This window comes from Microbacterium sp. SORGH_AS_0454 (assembly GCF_031453395.1).
Classification (GTDB): domain Bacteria; phylum Actinomycetota; class Actinomycetes; order Actinomycetales; family Microbacteriaceae; genus Microbacterium.
The window spans coordinates 1,290,622-1,305,734 of record NZ_JAVIYS010000001.1 but is presented as its reverse complement, the minus strand read 5'-3'; the positions used below and the strand labels follow the sequence as shown (position 1 = coordinate 1,305,734).

The following is a 15,113-nucleotide window of genomic DNA, read 5'->3' as shown; positions in this document are numbered from 1 at the left end:
CTGATCCCGCCGCGAGCGCCGGGTGCGTCCCCGGGCGGGGCGCTTCCCGAGGTGAAGCCGGGGGTGGTTCGGGGTGGGTTCGTCGGGCGCATGCGACGACGGAGGGCCCGACTGTCCGAAGGTGCGAGCCCGGCGACCCTAGGCTGAGTGCCGTGACCGACCCTCGCGCACCCGAGCGCATCGTCCGCCGTTTCGCGCGCTCGTCGAACCTCATGATCGCCGGACGCCCGTTCGCGGTAACCGGGACCGGTGCCGACGCCCTGCATGATCTGCTGGCGGGGCTCGGCGGCATCCCGAGCCCGATCCCGCATCCGGGGCGCATCGAGTTCGACCTGGATGCCGAGCAAGTGCTGCTCGACGGGAAGCCGCTGCCCGAACGCGGAGACGCCGCCGGACGCATCGCCTTCGCGCGGCAGCACATGCCCGTCGCCGCCGCCCTTGCCGAGAGGCTCGACCTGACCGGCCTGCGGGTGGGCGTGGCGATGGTGCTCGAACCGAAGACGGCCGTGCTGTCGCTTCTGCTCCGCGAGCGGGGTGCCGAGGTGTCGGTGTACGCGCATCCCGACGAGACCGACGCCGCCGTTGCCGACGAGCTGCGGGCCCAGGGTTTCGCCGTGACGGCAGACCCGGCGCTCGCGGGGCCGGACGAGCGCGCCGCGGCGCTGGCCTTCCTCCGCGCGGGACTCGACGTGCTGCTCGACGACGGGGCGCACCTCATCCGCCTGGCGCACGAAGACGACCCGGCGCTGGTGGATGGGTGGATCGGCGCGTGCGAAGAGACGACGAGCGGGCTCACCCCTCTTCGTCGGATGCAGGATGCCGGCATCCTGCGCTGCGCAGTGATGGCCGTCAACGATGCGCGCACCAAGACCATGTTCGACAACCGCTACGGCACGGGGCAGTCGTGCGTCTTCGCGATCGCCGACCTGCTCGAGGAGCGGGGGATCGCGCTGACCGACCAGCCCGCGCTCGTGCTCGGCTACGGACCCGTCGGCCGAGGGGTCGCCGCGCACCTGCGCGCGCTCGGGGTCGAGGTGCGGGTCGCCGAGACCGACCCCGTCCGCGCGCTCGAGGCGCGGCACGACGGGTTGGTCACCGGCCGAGCGCTCGAGCTGGCCGGGGGAGCGCTGGTGGTCTCGGCGACGGGCGTCCCCTCGACGGTGACGCCCGAGATCGCCGCCGTCGCGCGCGTGATCGCGGTCGCCGGAGGAGTGCCGGGAGAGGTGTCGGACGCGGGCGACGCGCTCGTGCTGGGCGGCGGGGGAGCGGTGAACATCACCGCCGCCGAGGGCAACCCCATCGAGATCATGGACCTGTCGTTCGCCGTGCAGCTCGCGGCCCTGGGGGAGCTGCTCGAGCGGCGTCCCGAGCCCGGTGTGCACGCGCTCGGCCCCGAGGTCGACGAGCTCGTCGCCCGGACGGCGCTGGCCGTGCGAGGTGCGGGGATCGACCCGCCGCGCGACCTCGATCCCGACGGTGTGGACGACTGGCGTTCGCCCCGCTACCGGGACTCCCGCTCATGAGCGTGGTGTTGTACTCGGCCGCGCTCGTCATCCCCGTGACGGCGCCGCCCATCCCCGGCGGGGCCATCGCGGTGGCGGGTGGGCGTATCCGCCACGTCGGCGATCGCGAGTGGGTGCGCCACGAGCTGAGCGCGCGCGGCATCGCGTTCGACGAGGTGCACTGGCCGGGGGTGCTGACCCCGGGACTCGTGAACGCGCACTCGCACCTGCAGTACACGGGCATGGCCGAGGTCGGGCGGGGCTCGTACGCGGGCTTCGACGACTGGGACGACGCCTTCACCCCCGTCTATCGCGCCGGTCACGACTGGGCGACGGATGCCAGGGCCGGCGCCCTGCAGATGATCGCGGCCGGGACCACGGCGGTGGCCGACATCGTCACCGACGTCGAGGCGGCCTCGGCGCTGCACGACGCACGCCTGCACGGCATCACCTACTGGGAGGTGATGAGCTGGACGAACGCGGCGTGGGCCGAGCGCGGTCGCGCGGAGGTCGAGGCGCGGCTCGACGCCCTGCCCTCACCTCCGGGGACGGGGCTGTCGCCGCACGCGCCCTACTCGCTCGACGTGGAGCCGCTGCTCGAGATCCCCGACATCGTGCGCGAGCGCGGGAGTCGGCTGCACCTGCACCTCGGCGAAGCCGCCTTCGAGCGCGAGCACGGCGAGGCCGCGCCCTGGCAGTCGCACAAGCCCGCGAGTTTCCGCGCCCTGCGCGACGAGGGCTTCGGCACGGGGGCGACGGAGTTCGTCGACGAGCTCGGCGTTCTCGGTCCCGACTGCCATATCGCGCACGGGGTCTACATGACGGCACGTGACCGGGCGATCCTGCGCGCACGCGGGACGACCGTCGCCCTGTGCCCCCGGTCCAATGCCGTCATCGGGCTCGACGAGCCGCCGGTCGCCGCGTATCTGCTCGAGGGCAACGCGCTGGCCGTGGGAACCGACTCGTTGGCATCCAGTCCCTCTCTGGACCTCTTGGCCGATGTGTCGGCGCTTCACCGCATGGCGCGCGCGCAGGGGTACGCGAACCGCGACCTGTCAGAGCTGCTGCTGCGTGCGGCGACCCTCGGCGGAGCGCACGCGATGGGGCTCGACACCGGGCCCGCCCGAACCGGGTACCTCGCCGTGGGGGCGGTGGCGGATCTGGCGTTCTTCGACGTGCCGGTGTCGGAGGTCGATGACACGATCGAGCGCCTCGTCGTCGACGGCGAGGGGCGTGCCGCCGCCACCTTCATTGACGGCGAGGTGCGCTCGGCATCCGCCGCCTTCACCCGAGAGACCGGAGTATCCGCCGATGACCGCTGAGCGTCCCGCCACCGCCGTCCTGCTCGATCTCGAACCGCACGCCGAGGGTGGCTGGTTCCGACGCATGTGGACGGGCACCGTCGAGGTCGAGACCCCCGGGGGCCCGCGGCCCGCGGCGACCTGCATCCACTACCTGCTCACCGCGGGAGAAGAGAGCGCGTGGCACGTCGTGACCAGCGACGAGGTGTGGCTCTGGCACGGGCCGGGAGCCCTCGAGCTCTCGCTCGGCGGCAGCGGCGACCAGCCCGGAGACGCCCGCACCGTGACGCTCGGACCCGACCTCGCCGCGGGGCACGTGCTGCAGTACACCGTGCCCGCGGGGGTCTGGCAGGCCGCCCGGCCGGCGGGGAGCGCCGAGGTCGTGGTCAGTTGCGTGGTGTCCCCCGGCTTCAGCTTCGCCGATTGGCGCCTCGCCGAGTAGTCGCTTCCCGTGTCGCCAGGTTTCACCGGCGACATCCCCGAAACATGCGCTCGGTACGCTGTGCACATCACAGCACTCCGGGGATGACCCCGATACGTCCACGAGGAGAAATCGTGACCGCTTCCGCACGCCTGCGCCGCGTCGCCGCCCTGACCGCCCTGGCCGCCGCCACGGTCGTCACCCTGACGGCCTGCGCGTTCGCCCCCTCCGGCTCCGACGCCGGCGCCGCCCCCGCCACCGAGGGCGCGCTGCAGACCGTCGCCGCCGGCAAGCTCACCATCGCCACCGGCGAGCCCGCGTTCTCGCCCTGGGTCGAGAACGACGACCCCGCGTCGTGCGAGGGCTTCGAGGCAGCCGTCTCGTGCGCCGTCGCCGAGAAGCTCGGCTTCACGAACGACGACATCGTGTGGGTGCGCTCGAACTTCGACAGCGCGATCGCCCCGGGCCCGAAGGACTGGGACCTGAACGTGCAGCAGTTCTCGATCACCGAGCAGCGCAAGCAGGCCGTCGACTTCTCGTCGCCGTACTTCACGACCACCCAGGCGATCGTCACCACGGGCACCTCGCCCGCGGCCTCCGCCACCACGGTCGCCGAGCTGAAGAACATCCCCGTGGGCGTCATGAGCGCCACCACGAGCTACCAGGTGGCCGCCGAGCAGCTCGGCACCGGCAACCTCAGCGTCTTCAACTCGAACGACGATGCCGTCGCCGCTCTGCAGTCGGGGCAGGTCGACGCGATCGTCGTCGACCTGCCGACCGCGTTCTACCTCGCCGGGGCCGTTCTCGACAACGGCAAGGTCGTGGGTCAGCTGCCCGACTCCTCGGCCGGTGGCGACGAGCTCGCCTATGTGCTGCCCAAGGGCTCGGCGCTGACCACGCCCGTCAGCGACGCGATCGACGCGCTCAAGGCCGACGGCACGCTCGACCAGCTGCAGCAGAAGTGGCTCGGCGGCACGGCCGCTGCGCCCGTGCTGAAGTAACTCCGTGGCATCCCCCTCATCCGACACCGCGTGGCGGCCGAGCGAGCTCGAACTCGCCCGGCGCGCCACGCGGCGTCAGCAGTCGACGAAGTCGGTGCTGATCGCCCTGGTCAGCTCGGTGGTGTTCGTCGTGGTCGTCGGGTGGGCGATCCTGTCGAGCCCCGGTTGGGAGGACGTGCGCCGCAGCTTCTTCGACCTCGACATCGCGATCAAGAGCTTCCCGTCGATCCTCGCGGGGCTGTGGGTCAACATCCAGGTGCTCATCGTCGCGGCCCTCGCCGTGGCGGTGCTCGGCACGACCCTCGCGGTGCTGCGCTCGCTGCGGGGTCCGGTGTTCTTCCCGCTGCGCGCGCTGGCCACGGTGTACACCGACCTGTTCCGTGGCATCCCCCTGCTGATCGTGCTGTACCTGGTGGGCTTCGGCCTGCCCGCACTGGGCGTGTTCGGGCGAGTGCCGGTGGTGCTGTGGGGAACCATCGCGATCGTGCCTCACCTACTCGGCGTACATCGCCGAGGTGCTGCGCGCGGGCATGGAAGCCGTGCACCCCTCGCAGCGGGTCGCCGCCCGCTCGATGGGCCTGACTCACGGCCAGACGCTGCGGATCGTCGTGATCCCGCAGGGCGTGCGCAAGGTCGTGCCGGCGCTGATGAACGACTTTGTCTCGATGCAGAAAGACGTCGGCCTCATCTCGGTTCTCGGAGCGGTGGATGCCGTGCGCGCGGCGCAGATCTCGGCGGCCGAGTACTACAACTTCACGCCGTACATCGTCGCGGCGCTGCTGTTCGTGGCCATGGCGCTGCCGATGATCCGCCTCACCGACTACGTCTCGGCGCGGTTGGCGAAGCGCGAACAGATGGGCGGGATCGTATGAGTGTCCTCGACGTCCGCGGGGTGCGGAAGGCGTTCGGAGACCATGTCGTCCTCGACGGCATCGACCTCGATCTCGCCAAGCACGAGGTCGTCGTGCTGATCGGCGCGTCGGGCTCGGGCAAGTCGACGCTGCTTCGCACCATCAACCTCATCGAGCGGGTCGACGACGGCCAGATCCTGCTCAACGGCGACGATCTGACCGACCCGACCATCGACCAGGATTCCGCCCGGTCGCGCATCGGCGTGGTGTTCCAGCACTTCAACCTCTTCCCGCACCTGCGCGTGATCGACAACGTCACGCTGGCGGCGCGGAAGGTGCACGGGATGCCGAAGGCCGAGGCCTACGCCCGGGGCACCGAACTGCTCGAGCAACTGGGTCTCGGCGCGAAGGCGCGGGAGTTCCCCGATCGCCTGTCGGGCGGCCAGCAGCAGCGCGTCGCGATCGTACGCGCGGTGATGACCGACCCCGAGCTGCTGCTGCTCGACGAGATCACCTCGGCCCTCGACCCGCAGTTGGTCGGCGAGGTGCTCGACCTGGTTCGGGTTCTTCGCGACCGCGGCTCGACCATGCTCATGGCGACGCACGAGATGTCGTTCGCGCGAGAGGTCGCCGACCGCATCGTGTTCATGAAGGGCGGGCGGATCGTCGAGCAGGGCACTCCCGCGCAGATCCTCGATGCTCCGCAGAGACCCGAGACGATCGCTTTCCTCGAGCGCGAGCGTCGGGGCGGCGCGCTCTAGCCTGAGCGGATCGGCTGCGCTGAGCTGGTCGACGGGCCAGTCGACGGCCCCGACGAGCTCAGCCGTCGACACCGGACCGTGAGCCGGTGCGAGGGTTCGCGCCTGCCCCGGCCCGGGCACGCCGCGACACCGGATGCCGGCCCGAGGGCGTGGCATCCGGTGTCGCATTCCGTGGGTGAACGCTCCGGGTCAGGCGACCGAGCGACGGCGGCGCAGCAGCAGACCAGCCCCGAGGAGCAGGGTCAGCAGGCCCGCGAGGCCGAGGCCGGCGGCCGTCGAGCCGTCCGTTCCCGTCACGGCGAGGGCGCCGCGTGCGGTGCCCGTTCCGGTGGCGGCGAGGGCGCTGACCGAACCGACCGAGGCGGGCGAGCCTGCCACGGTGACGGTGCCGTTCGTTCCATCAGTGCCGTTCGTTCCCGGTGTTCCGGGGGTGCCGGGCGTTCCGGGCGTTCCGGGGGTGCCGGGCGTTCCGGGCGTTCCGGGGGTGCCGGGCGTTCCCGGCGTTCCGGGGGTGCCGGGCGTTCCGGGGGTGCCGGGCGTGGTGGGGGTGCCGGGCGTGGTGGGCGTTCCGGTGGTGGAGTCGGTGGTGGTGCTGTCACCGATCACCGAGACCGCGTTGCCGCCGATGGTGACGGGGATGTTGATCGGCAGGCCGATCACGTTGCCGCCGCCGATGCTGCCGGTGCCATCGGTGCTGGTGCCGCCGGTCGAGCCGGTGGTGCCGCCGGTGGTGGTGGCGTCCTGCGAGGTGCTGTCGCCGATGCCCGAGACGGCGTTGCCGCCGATGGTGACGGGCAGACCGACCGGGAGGCCGATGACGTTGCCGCCCCCGATGGCGTCGGTGCCGTCCGTGCCGGCGTCACCGGAGCCGCCTCCGGTGGTGCCGCCGGTGGTGGTGGCGCCGTCGGTGACGCTGTCGCCGATGCCCGAGACGGCATTGCCGCCGATGGTGACGGGCAGACCGACCGGGAGGCCGATGACGTTACCGCTGCCGATGCCGTCGGTGACGGTCGTGCCGGTGCCGGTCGAGCCGGTGGTGCCGCCGGTGGTGGTGGCGCCGTCGGTGACGCTGTCGCCGATGCCCGAGACGGCGTTGCCGCCGACCGTGATGGGCACGCCCACCGGGAGGCCGATGACGTTACCGCCGAGGATTCCGTCGGTTCCGTCGGTCACGGTGCTGCCGGTCGAGCCGGAGCCGCCCGTGGTGCCGCCGGTGGTGTCGGCGTCGTTCGAGACGCTGTCACCGATCACCGAGAGGGCGTTGCCGCCGACGGTGACGGGCAGGCCGATCGGGGCGTCGACGACGTTGCCGCCGAGGATTCCGTCGCTGCCGTCCGTGACGGTGCTGCCGCCGGTCGAGCCGGAGGTGCTGCCGCCGGTGGTTCCGGCGTTCTCGGTGCTGCTGTCACCGACCACCGAGATCGCGTTGCCCCCGACCGTGACCGGGGCCTCGATCGAGATGACGCCCTGGTTGCCGCCGACGATGCTGTCACTGCCGTCGGTGCTGGTGTCCGTCGCGGAAGCCGCAGCTTCGGGCGCGGGCGCCGAGGTGTCGGCATCCGTGCTGCTGCTGTCTCCGATGACCGAGACGGCGTTGCCGCCGACCGTGACGGGGACGTCGATCGATACGAGCCCCTGGTTGCCCGAGCCCACGCCGTCACTGCCATCGGTGATGGTGACGGGAGCGGGAGCGGGGGCGGCGGGAGCGGAGGTGTCGGCACCTTCGCTGCTGCTGTCTCCGATCACCGAGACGGCGTTGCCGCCGACGGTGACCGGAAGGTTCACCGAGACACCGACCTGGTCGCCCGAGAGCAGACCGTCGACGCCTGAGGTGTCTGCGGCATTGGCGATGCCGGCTCCGAGGACGGCGAGGCCGCCTCCGACGAGCGTGCCCAGAAGGACACGCGAGTAGATCTTGCGCATGAGAGTTTCTCCTGTAGATGAATGAGGGTGCGCGAAAAGCGCGGGGTCGTCTGCCGTGCAATGCACGGTGCGACCGTCCTCAGTCAGGAGAGACGTCGGTGCCGAAGACCGGGGTGCCGGGCAGATCGTCGTCGACGACGTTCCGGCGGTCGAGAAGAAGCGGAGCGGCGAAGAGCTTGCCGCCGTCGGTTGTTGCGGCGTTCGCGCCGCCCGCGCCGGAGTTTCCGGATGCCGACGAGCTCGAGCCCGTGCTCGCGCCCAGGTCGCCGTGAACATCGATCGGCAGGGCCTGGAGAGCGTTCTGCGCACTCGCGAGGGTCGCGGAGGCGTCGCCGCCCGTGGCGGCCGCGAAGAGCGTCACCACCGGGCTCGAGAGGGCTGTTCGGGGCGACGACGAAACCGGGGAGGGACCCGTCGAGGGGGCACCGGGCACTGTCGCAGCAGAGTCTGCCGCGGCCTCGACCGGCAGGGGCGCGAGGGGCAGCGCGTCGATGATCGGGGTGGTGGCCTCGCCGCCGGGATCCGTCGGGATGCCCGGAATCGCGGGGATCACGGGAGAGATCGGGGGGAGGGTGCCGACGATCACGGGGAGCGCCGCGTCGACCGCGTCGGTGACACCCGAGATGAGATCGTCGAGGCCGACCGCGTGGACGACATCACCGACGACGGGGACCGACTGGACGGTCTCGACCACGGGGGTGACGACCCCGCCCACGACGCCCGAGCCGGCGATGTCGGTGACCGCGTCTCCCGCGGTGCCGACAGTGCCGCCGACGGTGGTGTTCGCGGTGTCGACGACCTCGGAGACGGTGCTCGACACGGTGTCCGTGGTGGTCGTGACCACCTCGGCGACGGGGGCGGGTGCGACGTCGGTGACGACTTCGGTCACGGGAGCGACGGTCTCGGTGACGTGCTCGACCGTGGGTGAGACGACGGTACCGACGACATCGTCGACGGTGTCGGTGACCTGGTTGACCGTCGAGCCGATCGTGCCGAGCAGTCCGCCCGAGCCGTCATCCGCCGAAGCCGGGGAGGCCGAAAGAGCGACCGAGAGAGCTGCGGCTCCGAGCGCGGTGGACACGCCGACGAGGAGCAACCGCAGCAGGTGCGATGCCCCCCGATCGGACACGTTCTCCATGATTCGCCCCCCAAAGGTGAATCTCCGAAACTCTTGGGCGGCGACGCTACGCCGCGATTCACCCGGGGGGAAGGGGGCGGGTGAAATCTAGGTAGTTCCCTGGGAACGGGCTGGTGACGGGCGACACGCCGGGCGGTGAAGAAAAATTTGACAGCGAGGGCCTTTGGTCGATACGCCATCGGCGAGTTATCCCCCGAGTTGTACACATGTGAATGCTTATCGAGGGAACCTTCAACGTTCACTTCACACGGGATTTCCCCAGGAAACCTGTGGATAGATAAAACCCAGATCAGGGGCATGTAACTGCTCACAATTCGGACCCATCCACCGAGTTCTCCACAGCACTTGTGCACAGATCTCGCGGCGTTTCCCGCAGGCTTTCCACAGAGTTATCCACAGGCTCGTTTGCGTGTGGAGAGCGTGGTATCTACCGTGGGTGCAGCCCCTCGGGCAGCTGGATCACGTTGCCGCGCGCGTCGATGTCGGACGTCGGTGATTCCATGCTGCCGGGGCCGCCCCGAGCCCCGTTTCCGCGAACGCTTCACGCGCGCGCGAGGCCCGGCCAGGGGTGCCCGAACTGAAGGAGAGCCCGTGTCGATCGCCGATATCGCCGAAGAACGTCTCGGAAAAGCGCCGCGCCCCGAGCGCACGCCCCCGCACGACACGCTCGCCGAGCAGAGCGCGCTCGGCGGCATGCTGCTGTCGAAAGACGCCGTGGCCGATGTGATCGAGTCGTTGCGAGGCCCCGACTTCTACGTGCCGAAGCACGAGCTGATCTTCGAGGCCATCCTCACCCTGTACTCGCACGGTGAGCCCACTGACGTCGTCGCCGTCACGGACGAGCTGATCAAGACGGGCGAGCTCCAGCGTGCCGGGGGAGCGGACTACCTGCACACGCTCACCTCGATCGTGCCGACCGCCGCCAACGCCGGCTACTACGCCTCGATCGTCGCCGAGCGCGCGATGCTGCGCCGCCTGGTCGAGGCCGGCACGCGCATCGTGCAGATGGGCTACGCCGGCGAGGGCGACCCGGTCGAGCTCGTCAACAGCGCCCAGGCCGAGATCTACAACGTCTCGGGCGATGACAGCGCCGAGGACTACATCCCCTTAACGACGGCGGTGGATGCCGCGGTCGAAGAGATCGAGGCCGCTCGAGGCCGCGACGGGTCGATGACGGGCATTCCCACGGGCTTCGCCGGCCTCGACCAGCTCACCAACGGCCTGCACCCCGGGCAGATGATCGTGCTCGCCGCACGCCCCGCCATGGGTAAGTCGACCCTCGCGCTCGATTTCGCCCGCGCCGCCGCGATCAAGTCGAACGCCCCGTGCATCTTCTTCTCGCTCGAAATGGGTCGCAGCGAGATCGCCATGCGCCTGCTCAGCGCCGAAGGTCAGATCCCCCTGCAGAGCATGCGCAAGGGAACCCTCGACTCGCGCGATTGGACCACGGTGGCCTCCACCCGCGGTCGCATCAACGACGCGCCCCTCTACATCGACGACAGCCCCAACATGACGCTGGTCGAGATCCGCGCGAAGTGCCGTCGCCTCAAGCAGCGCGAGGGTCTGAAGATGGTCGTCATCGACTACCTGCAGCTGCTCACGAGCGGTAAGCGCGTCGAGTCGCGCCAGCAGGAGGTCAGTGAGTTCTCGCGCGCGCTCAAGCTGATGGCCAAGGAGCTGCAGGTTCCGGTCATCGCGCTGTCGCAGCTGAACCGTGGCGCTGAGCAGCGCGCCGACAAGAAGCCCGCCCTTTCGGACCTTCGTGAGTCGGGCTCGATCGAGCAGGATGCCGACATGGTGGTGCTGCTGCACCGCGAGGCCGCCTACGAGAAGGACTCACCTCGTGCGGGTGAGGCGGACTTGATTGTGGCGAAGCACCGTAACGGGCCGACGGACACGATCACGGTGGCGTTCCAAGGGCATTATTCGCGATTCACGGATATGGCGCCGGGGATGTAGCTTCCCGGTCGACCCGGCAAAGTCCACGGCCATGTGACGCACCTACGGTGGTTCCACCGCTCGCCGGGGAAAACCCCGAGGGACTCGAAATCCTTTCGATCATTCGACCGGGTGAGAACTGCATCGCGCTGCGCTCGATCGCCCCTGGTACGTCGTGAGGAAAGGCGTAGATCTCGCGGCTCTCAGGCGAGGTGGTCAGGCGACATTCCTCTCAAGCGGTTTCTCCCACAAAGATTTCGGCCCTTGCTAGGCTCGTGCTTTTGGTTCGAAGATGAACGAGCGGAGGTCGTATGTCGGAAAGCGAGCCGAGCGACCCATCCCTCATCGCTCGAATTCGGCAGGGGGACGACGAGGCTGTCGCTCTCCTGTGGCGTCGGCACCGCCTGCCCGTCACGAAGCTCGCTGCGGTGGTGTCATCCCACTCCATGGCGGATGACCTCTCGTCGGAGGCATTCGAGCGGACCATTGCCGCATTGCGTCGAGGTTCGGGCCCGGACGAACTCGTCCGCCCTTACCTGTACACCGTCGTGCGTCATCTCGCGTCGCGAGAGCATCGCTACAGGCAGCATTTCGTCGACGACGTAGAGCTCGATTCCGTCGTCGGAGGTGTCACCGACGGCGACCCGGCTGCCATGATGGCGTCTCGCTTCAGTGAGTCCACGCTCGGGCGGGCCTTCCGAACCCTGCCGGAGCGCTGGCAGGCCGTGCTCTGGTACGTGGATGTGGAAGGTATTCCCCCGCGCCGGGCTGCTTCCGCCATCGGGTTGAAGCCGGGGGCGACGTCCTCTTTGCTCTACCGCGCTCGACGATCATTGCGGGCGGCCTGGATGCAGGCGCACCTCGAACTCGAACGGTGCCCGGAGGAGTGCCGCAGGGCCCTCGCCGTGTTCGGTGCCGTCCAGGAAGGCACCGCGTCCGCTCGAGATCGACAGGCGTTCGAGAACCACGTGACGACCTGTCGCCGTTGTTCGGCCCTCGTCGACGAGGCGCGCGCCGTCGTGGGGCTTCTGCCGTCCCTGCTGCTCCTCGTCGGAGGAGCCGCGGCCGTGGCAGCAGCGGGCACGAGCCTCGATCGTGCCGTCGTGGCGCAGAGATCCTCGAGTGGGCGCGCAGTCGGCTCTCGACGATCGTTGGCCATCGCCGCGTCGATCGTCGTCCTCGTCGGGGGTGCATCGGGGGCGGGCGCGGCGCTGACGGGGGCCTTCGATTCTTCGGAAGTGTCTGTCGCGGCGAACGACTCGGTGGCTTCGGGACCGCTTCTCAGCGAGGAGCTACCCCACGCCCTCGACACGCCCCTTCCCGAGGAGTCGGTCGATCCGAAGGCGGATGCCGATGGACCGGTCGTGATCGAGCTGGATCCACCCGTCCCAGCCCCCTCACGGACGACGCTGACGCTCCCGAATATCGGCGTCGCGCCCGTGGCCGGCTCAGACGTGCCGTCCGGGTCGGAACCTGCACCGGGACGACACTCGGCCCTTCCTGAATCGACCCCCGAGCCGACCACTTCCTCTGCGCCACAGACCCCGACGGTGGACGATGCGTGGGAGCCCGCGGCGACCGAGGCGCCTGCCATCGAGGGACGAGGAACGCCGGGAACCCGCGTACGCGTTTGGCCCCAGGGACGACCGGATGCAGCAGCCGAGACCGAGGTGCCGGCGTCGGGCCAGTGGTCGATCAAGATCGATGATCTACGACCGACTGATGCGGGGGTAGCCGCGGTGACGATCGACTCCCAAGGGAGGACGTCGACGGTCGTCTCATCCGCGCCCTTCGCGTTCGTCCCGCTCATTGAAGCGCCGGCCGCGGGCGCGGTGGTCGGGACGGATCCCGTGGCGTTGATCGTCCGTGGGTGGAAAGCAAGTCCACTCGTCATCCGTCTCGACGGTCGAGAACTCGCTGCCGGTTTGGAAATCCCTGCATCCGGTGTCCTGGAGCGGCGGATCGGCCGGTCGACAATGTCGGGCCTGGTCGGTCTGGCCCCGGGGGTCCACGAGCTGGAGGTCGCCTACCAACGGCTCGACGAGAGCGCCGCAGAAGCGACGCGCGTGACATTCCTCGTCAGGCCTTCTGCGGAGTAGCGGCGTTCGGCAGCCTGCATTCCTTCGGCGCTGACAAGCATTCCGCCAAGGCCGCGGACCAAAGCAGAACTCCCGAAATCTTTTTGGGAGATCGCGTGATGAAACGCGCTGACTCGACTCTTTCATGCGAGTCCCGCACCGCTTTCGTCGATGCGGGATGCGAGATCAGTTCTGCATTGGAGTCACCGTGACCTTGTTCCCGTCGAAAGTCAGACCGCCCGCATGGGCGCGCACGTCGTTGGCCGCCATGGCCGCTATCGCCGTACTCGTCGCCTCCTTCAGCCTCTCGCCCTCGGCGTCGGTGGCCGCGACCGCGCGGGCCACAACGGCATCGATCGACTCTCTCGACTTCACCAGTGCCACGGTGAAGAACGGCTCGTCCGCCGAGATCCGCGGCACCTGGTCGCTACCCGACAACCCCGCTTCCCCCGCAGGATTCACACTCACCCTGCCCCCGGAGCTCACGGGCCGCTCGGACGCGTTCCCGCTGGTCGATCCCGCAGGGGCGGTCATGGGCCGCTGCCTCGTGGATCAGGCCACCCTGGACTGCAGTTTCGACGCGGACTATCTGAGTGCGCACCCCGAGAACCTCCACGGAACGTTCTTCTTCTGGGTGACGGTGCAGAACGAAGCCGCGGAGGAAGGGACCGTCGTCTACAACATTGACGGCCACACTCTCAGCGTCCAGGTGGAGCCATCACCTAACCCGGGTCCCGGCGAGGTATGCACCCAGGGGTGCACCTTCACGGGCCGCGACAACGGCAAGTGGGGCCAGTACGACGCCGTCACCGGCACGATCGTCTGGGTCGTTCAGGTGGGGTCGGGTCGGAGCGGATTCTCCGGTGGCGAAACCGTCAAGGTGTCTGATGTCCTCGCTGAGAATCAGGAACTCCTCGGCGAGATGAACGGGGTGCAGTACGCCGAACTGTGGTCGTCGTCTCGCTTGGTCACGGGCGCCAATGGGTGGGAGTTCCCCAGCTACTGGGCGCCCGTCGACCGTTCCACCTACGCGGCGACGCCGGACTCCGTGACGTTCACGGCGGAAGCTGGGCACTACTACGACGTCCGCTTCGCCGCACGCGTCACCGACCAGGGAGTCGCTGGGAGCTACACGAACCGCGCACACATCAGCATCGGGGCAGGAAACGATGCCTCCGTCACCGGTCAGGTCGTGCGCCAGGGCGGGGGCGGGACGGGAGGCGGCCAGGCTCCGACCCCTACCGTCTCGCCGGCCCCTACCGTCTCGCCGACTCCGGCCGTGTCGCCGACTCCGACTGCCTCACCGACCCCCACCGCATCGCCGGTGGCGCCGTCGTCGGCGTCGACGTCCGAACCGATCGGACTCTCAGCCCACACCGGAGGGTCTGCAGCAATGGAGTCACGGTTGATGGGACTGCTCGTCTTCGCGGGGCTCACCGCTCTGGGGGCCGCCATAGCGCTTGCCGTCTTCCTGACCTACCGGTCTCGCGAGCCTCGTCGGAGAAGGGGAAGGTGACGGGTCGTCCACCCCGCCGCCGGCGTCAGTGGGGGATCGTCGGAACGCTCGCGGCCGCGGGAATCGGCGCCATGGTCTTCGGACTGCTCGGCGGCTGGCACAGCGGTACGTCGACCGGGGCACGGGACCTCACCGGAGTCGAGGTCGCCTTCGAGCCGGGGGTGACGCCACCCCCTCTCGCGGAATCGGAGGCCGTCGATGATGAGGGGACGCGTCTGCGCGTCCCCTCCCGAGGGCTCGATGTCGCTCTCGGGTCCTTGGAATCGGTCGACGGAGATATCACTCCGCCAGGCTTCACTTCGGCGTACGTCGTGCGCGACCGGAGCGTTGCGCTCGATCATGCCGAGACGGGCACGGTCATCTTGGCCATGCACGCTCTCGCGCGGGGGACAGCGCCGGGTAATGCGTTCTCAGACCCGACTACTCACGCGCCGACTCTCAGAGCGGGAGACATCGTCGAAGTCGCGTCGGTGACTTACGCCGTGGACGAGGTGCGTCGCATCCCGAAGCCCGATCTCGCCCACGACCAACACCTATGGACTCCCGGTCCCGGACGGTTGATCATGATCACCTGCCTCCCGCGCGAGGGGGGAGCATCACTCGACAATCTGGTCATGGTCGCACACGCCGTTTCGCAGGGATGATCGCCGACCCGCGCGGGCGGGCGCGCTCCCGTGCGAGAG

Annotated in this window: 13 protein-coding genes and 1 pseudogene; 11 read left to right on the top strand and 3 right to left on the bottom strand. The window is 69.6% G+C overall.

Annotated elements, in window-relative coordinates; translation table 11 throughout:
* Nucleotides 1–152 precede the first annotated feature (152 nt).
* The 4 genes from QE454_RS06000 to QE454_RS05985 all read left to right on the top strand — a co-directional run bounded on the left by QE454_RS06000 (nt 153) and on the right by QE454_RS05985 (nt 4,225).
* On the top strand, nt 153–1,523 hold the full coding sequence (locus tag QE454_RS06000) for an adenosylhomocysteinase (protein ID WP_307456994.1): 1,371 nt from the start codon (nt 153–155) through the stop codon (nt 1,521–1,523).
* Complete coding sequence (locus QE454_RS05995; protein WP_307456999.1) at nt 1,520–2,824, top strand: amidohydrolase family protein; 1,305 nt, start codon at nt 1,520–1,522, stop codon at nt 2,822–2,824. Before QE454_RS06000 ends, QE454_RS05995 begins: the two co-directional genes overlap by 4 nt.
* Nucleotides 2,814–3,245 (top strand): cupin domain-containing protein, encoded by a 432-nt coding sequence (locus QE454_RS05990; protein WP_307457002.1) that lies wholly within the window; start codon nt 2,814–2,816, stop codon nt 3,243–3,245. Before QE454_RS05995 ends, QE454_RS05990 begins: the two co-directional genes overlap by 11 nt.
* Nucleotides 3,246–3,358: 113 nt before the next feature.
* Complete coding sequence (locus QE454_RS05985) at nt 3,359–4,225, top strand: ABC transporter substrate-binding protein (protein ID WP_307457004.1); 867 nt, start codon at nt 3,359–3,361, stop codon at nt 4,223–4,225.
* A 75-nt stretch (nt 4,226–4,300) separates the two neighbouring features.
* Here the strand turns inward: QE454_RS05985 and QE454_RS05980 are convergent, their stop codons facing one another.
* On the bottom strand, nt 4,301–4,489 hold the full coding sequence (locus QE454_RS05980; protein ID WP_309668800.1) for a hypothetical protein: 189 nt from the start codon (nt 4,487–4,489) through the stop codon (nt 4,301–4,303).
* Between QE454_RS05980 and QE454_RS05975 the strand changes: the two are divergent.
* The 3 genes and pseudogenes from QE454_RS05975 to QE454_RS05965 form a co-directional block, all read left to right on the top strand.
* A pseudogene (locus QE454_RS05975) lies at nt 4,401–4,649 on the top strand (amino acid ABC transporter permease); the annotation flags it as partial. The gene QE454_RS05980 and the pseudogene QE454_RS05975 overlap by 89 nt on opposite strands.
* Before the next feature lie 91 nt (nt 4,650–4,740).
* Nucleotides 4,741–5,097 carry an ABC transporter permease subunit gene (locus QE454_RS05970; protein WP_309668787.1) on the top strand — a complete coding sequence of 119 codons (357 nt, stop codon included), beginning with the start codon at nt 4,741–4,743 and terminating at the stop codon, nt 5,095–5,097.
* The gene (locus tag QE454_RS05965) at nt 5,094–5,837 is read left to right on the top strand and encodes an amino acid ABC transporter ATP-binding protein (protein ID WP_307314028.1); all 744 of its coding nucleotides are present in this window, start codon (nt 5,094–5,096) and stop codon (nt 5,835–5,837) included. Before QE454_RS05970 ends, QE454_RS05965 begins: the two co-directional genes overlap by 4 nt.
* Before the next feature lie 189 nt (nt 5,838–6,026).
* Here the strand turns inward: QE454_RS05965 and QE454_RS05960 are convergent, their stop codons facing one another.
* Together QE454_RS05960 and QE454_RS05955 are read right to left on the bottom strand one after the other, a co-directional pair.
* Entirely contained in the window at nt 6,027–7,760 is a 1,734-nt protein-coding gene (locus QE454_RS05960) for a chaplin family protein (protein ID WP_307457010.1), read from the bottom strand.
* 79 nt (nt 7,761–7,839) lie between these two features.
* Complete coding sequence (locus QE454_RS05955; RefSeq protein WP_307457013.1) at nt 7,840–8,889, bottom strand: hypothetical protein; 1,050 nt, start codon at nt 8,887–8,889, stop codon at nt 7,840–7,842.
* A 600-nt stretch (nt 8,890–9,489) separates the two neighbouring features.
* On the opposite strand from QE454_RS05955, the gene dnaB reads away from it, so the two are divergent.
* The 4 genes from dnaB to QE454_RS05935 all read left to right on the top strand — a co-directional run bounded on the left by dnaB (nt 9,490) and on the right by QE454_RS05935 (nt 15,074).
* A complete protein-coding gene (gene dnaB / locus QE454_RS05950; protein ID WP_103207564.1) occupies nt 9,490–10,857 on the top strand; it encodes a replicative DNA helicase in 1,368 nt (455 codons plus the stop codon).
* 425 nt (nt 10,858–11,282) lie between these two features.
* The gene (locus QE454_RS05945) at nt 11,283–12,935 is read left to right on the top strand and encodes a sigma-70 family RNA polymerase sigma factor (RefSeq protein ID WP_309668553.1); all 1,653 of its coding nucleotides are present in this window, start codon (nt 11,283–11,285) and stop codon (nt 12,933–12,935) included.
* Between the two features lie 247 nt (nt 12,936–13,182).
* Nucleotides 13,183–14,430 carry a hypothetical protein gene (locus tag QE454_RS05940; RefSeq protein WP_307457023.1) on the top strand — a complete coding sequence of 416 codons (1,248 nt, stop codon included), beginning with the start codon at nt 13,183–13,185 and terminating at the stop codon, nt 14,428–14,430.
* Complete coding sequence (locus QE454_RS05935) at nt 14,427–15,074, top strand: class F sortase (protein WP_307457028.1); 648 nt, start codon at nt 14,427–14,429, stop codon at nt 15,072–15,074. The genes QE454_RS05940 and QE454_RS05935 overlap by 4 nt, the downstream gene beginning before the upstream one ends.
* Nucleotides 15,075–15,113: the final 39 nt, after the last annotated feature.

Bases quoted from the DNA above. Each gene is read 5' to 3' on its own strand.
- QE454_RS05960 (WP_307457010.1), bottom strand. From the start codon at position 7,760: ATGCGCAAGATCTACTCGCGTGTCCTTCTGGGCACGCTCGTCGGAGGC.
- QE454_RS05940 (WP_307457023.1), top strand. From the start codon at position 13,183: ATGGCCGCTATCGCCGTACTCGTCGCCTCCTTCAGCCTCTCGCCCTCG.
- QE454_RS05965 (WP_307314028.1), top strand. From the start codon at position 5,094: ATGAGTGTCCTCGACGTCCGCGGGGTGCGGAAGGCGTTCGGAGACCAT.
- QE454_RS05980 (WP_309668800.1), bottom strand. From the start codon at position 4,489: ATGAGCACCTGGATGTTGACCCACAGCCCCGCGAGGATCGACGGGAAG.
- QE454_RS05945 (WP_309668553.1), top strand. From the start codon at position 11,283: ATGGCGGATGACCTCTCGTCGGAGGCATTCGAGCGGACCATTGCCGCA.
- QE454_RS05995 (WP_307456999.1), top strand. From the start codon at position 1,520: ATGAGCGTGGTGTTGTACTCGGCCGCGCTCGTCATCCCCGTGACGGCG.
- QE454_RS05990 (WP_307457002.1), top strand. From the start codon at position 2,814: ATGACCGCTGAGCGTCCCGCCACCGCCGTCCTGCTCGATCTCGAACCG.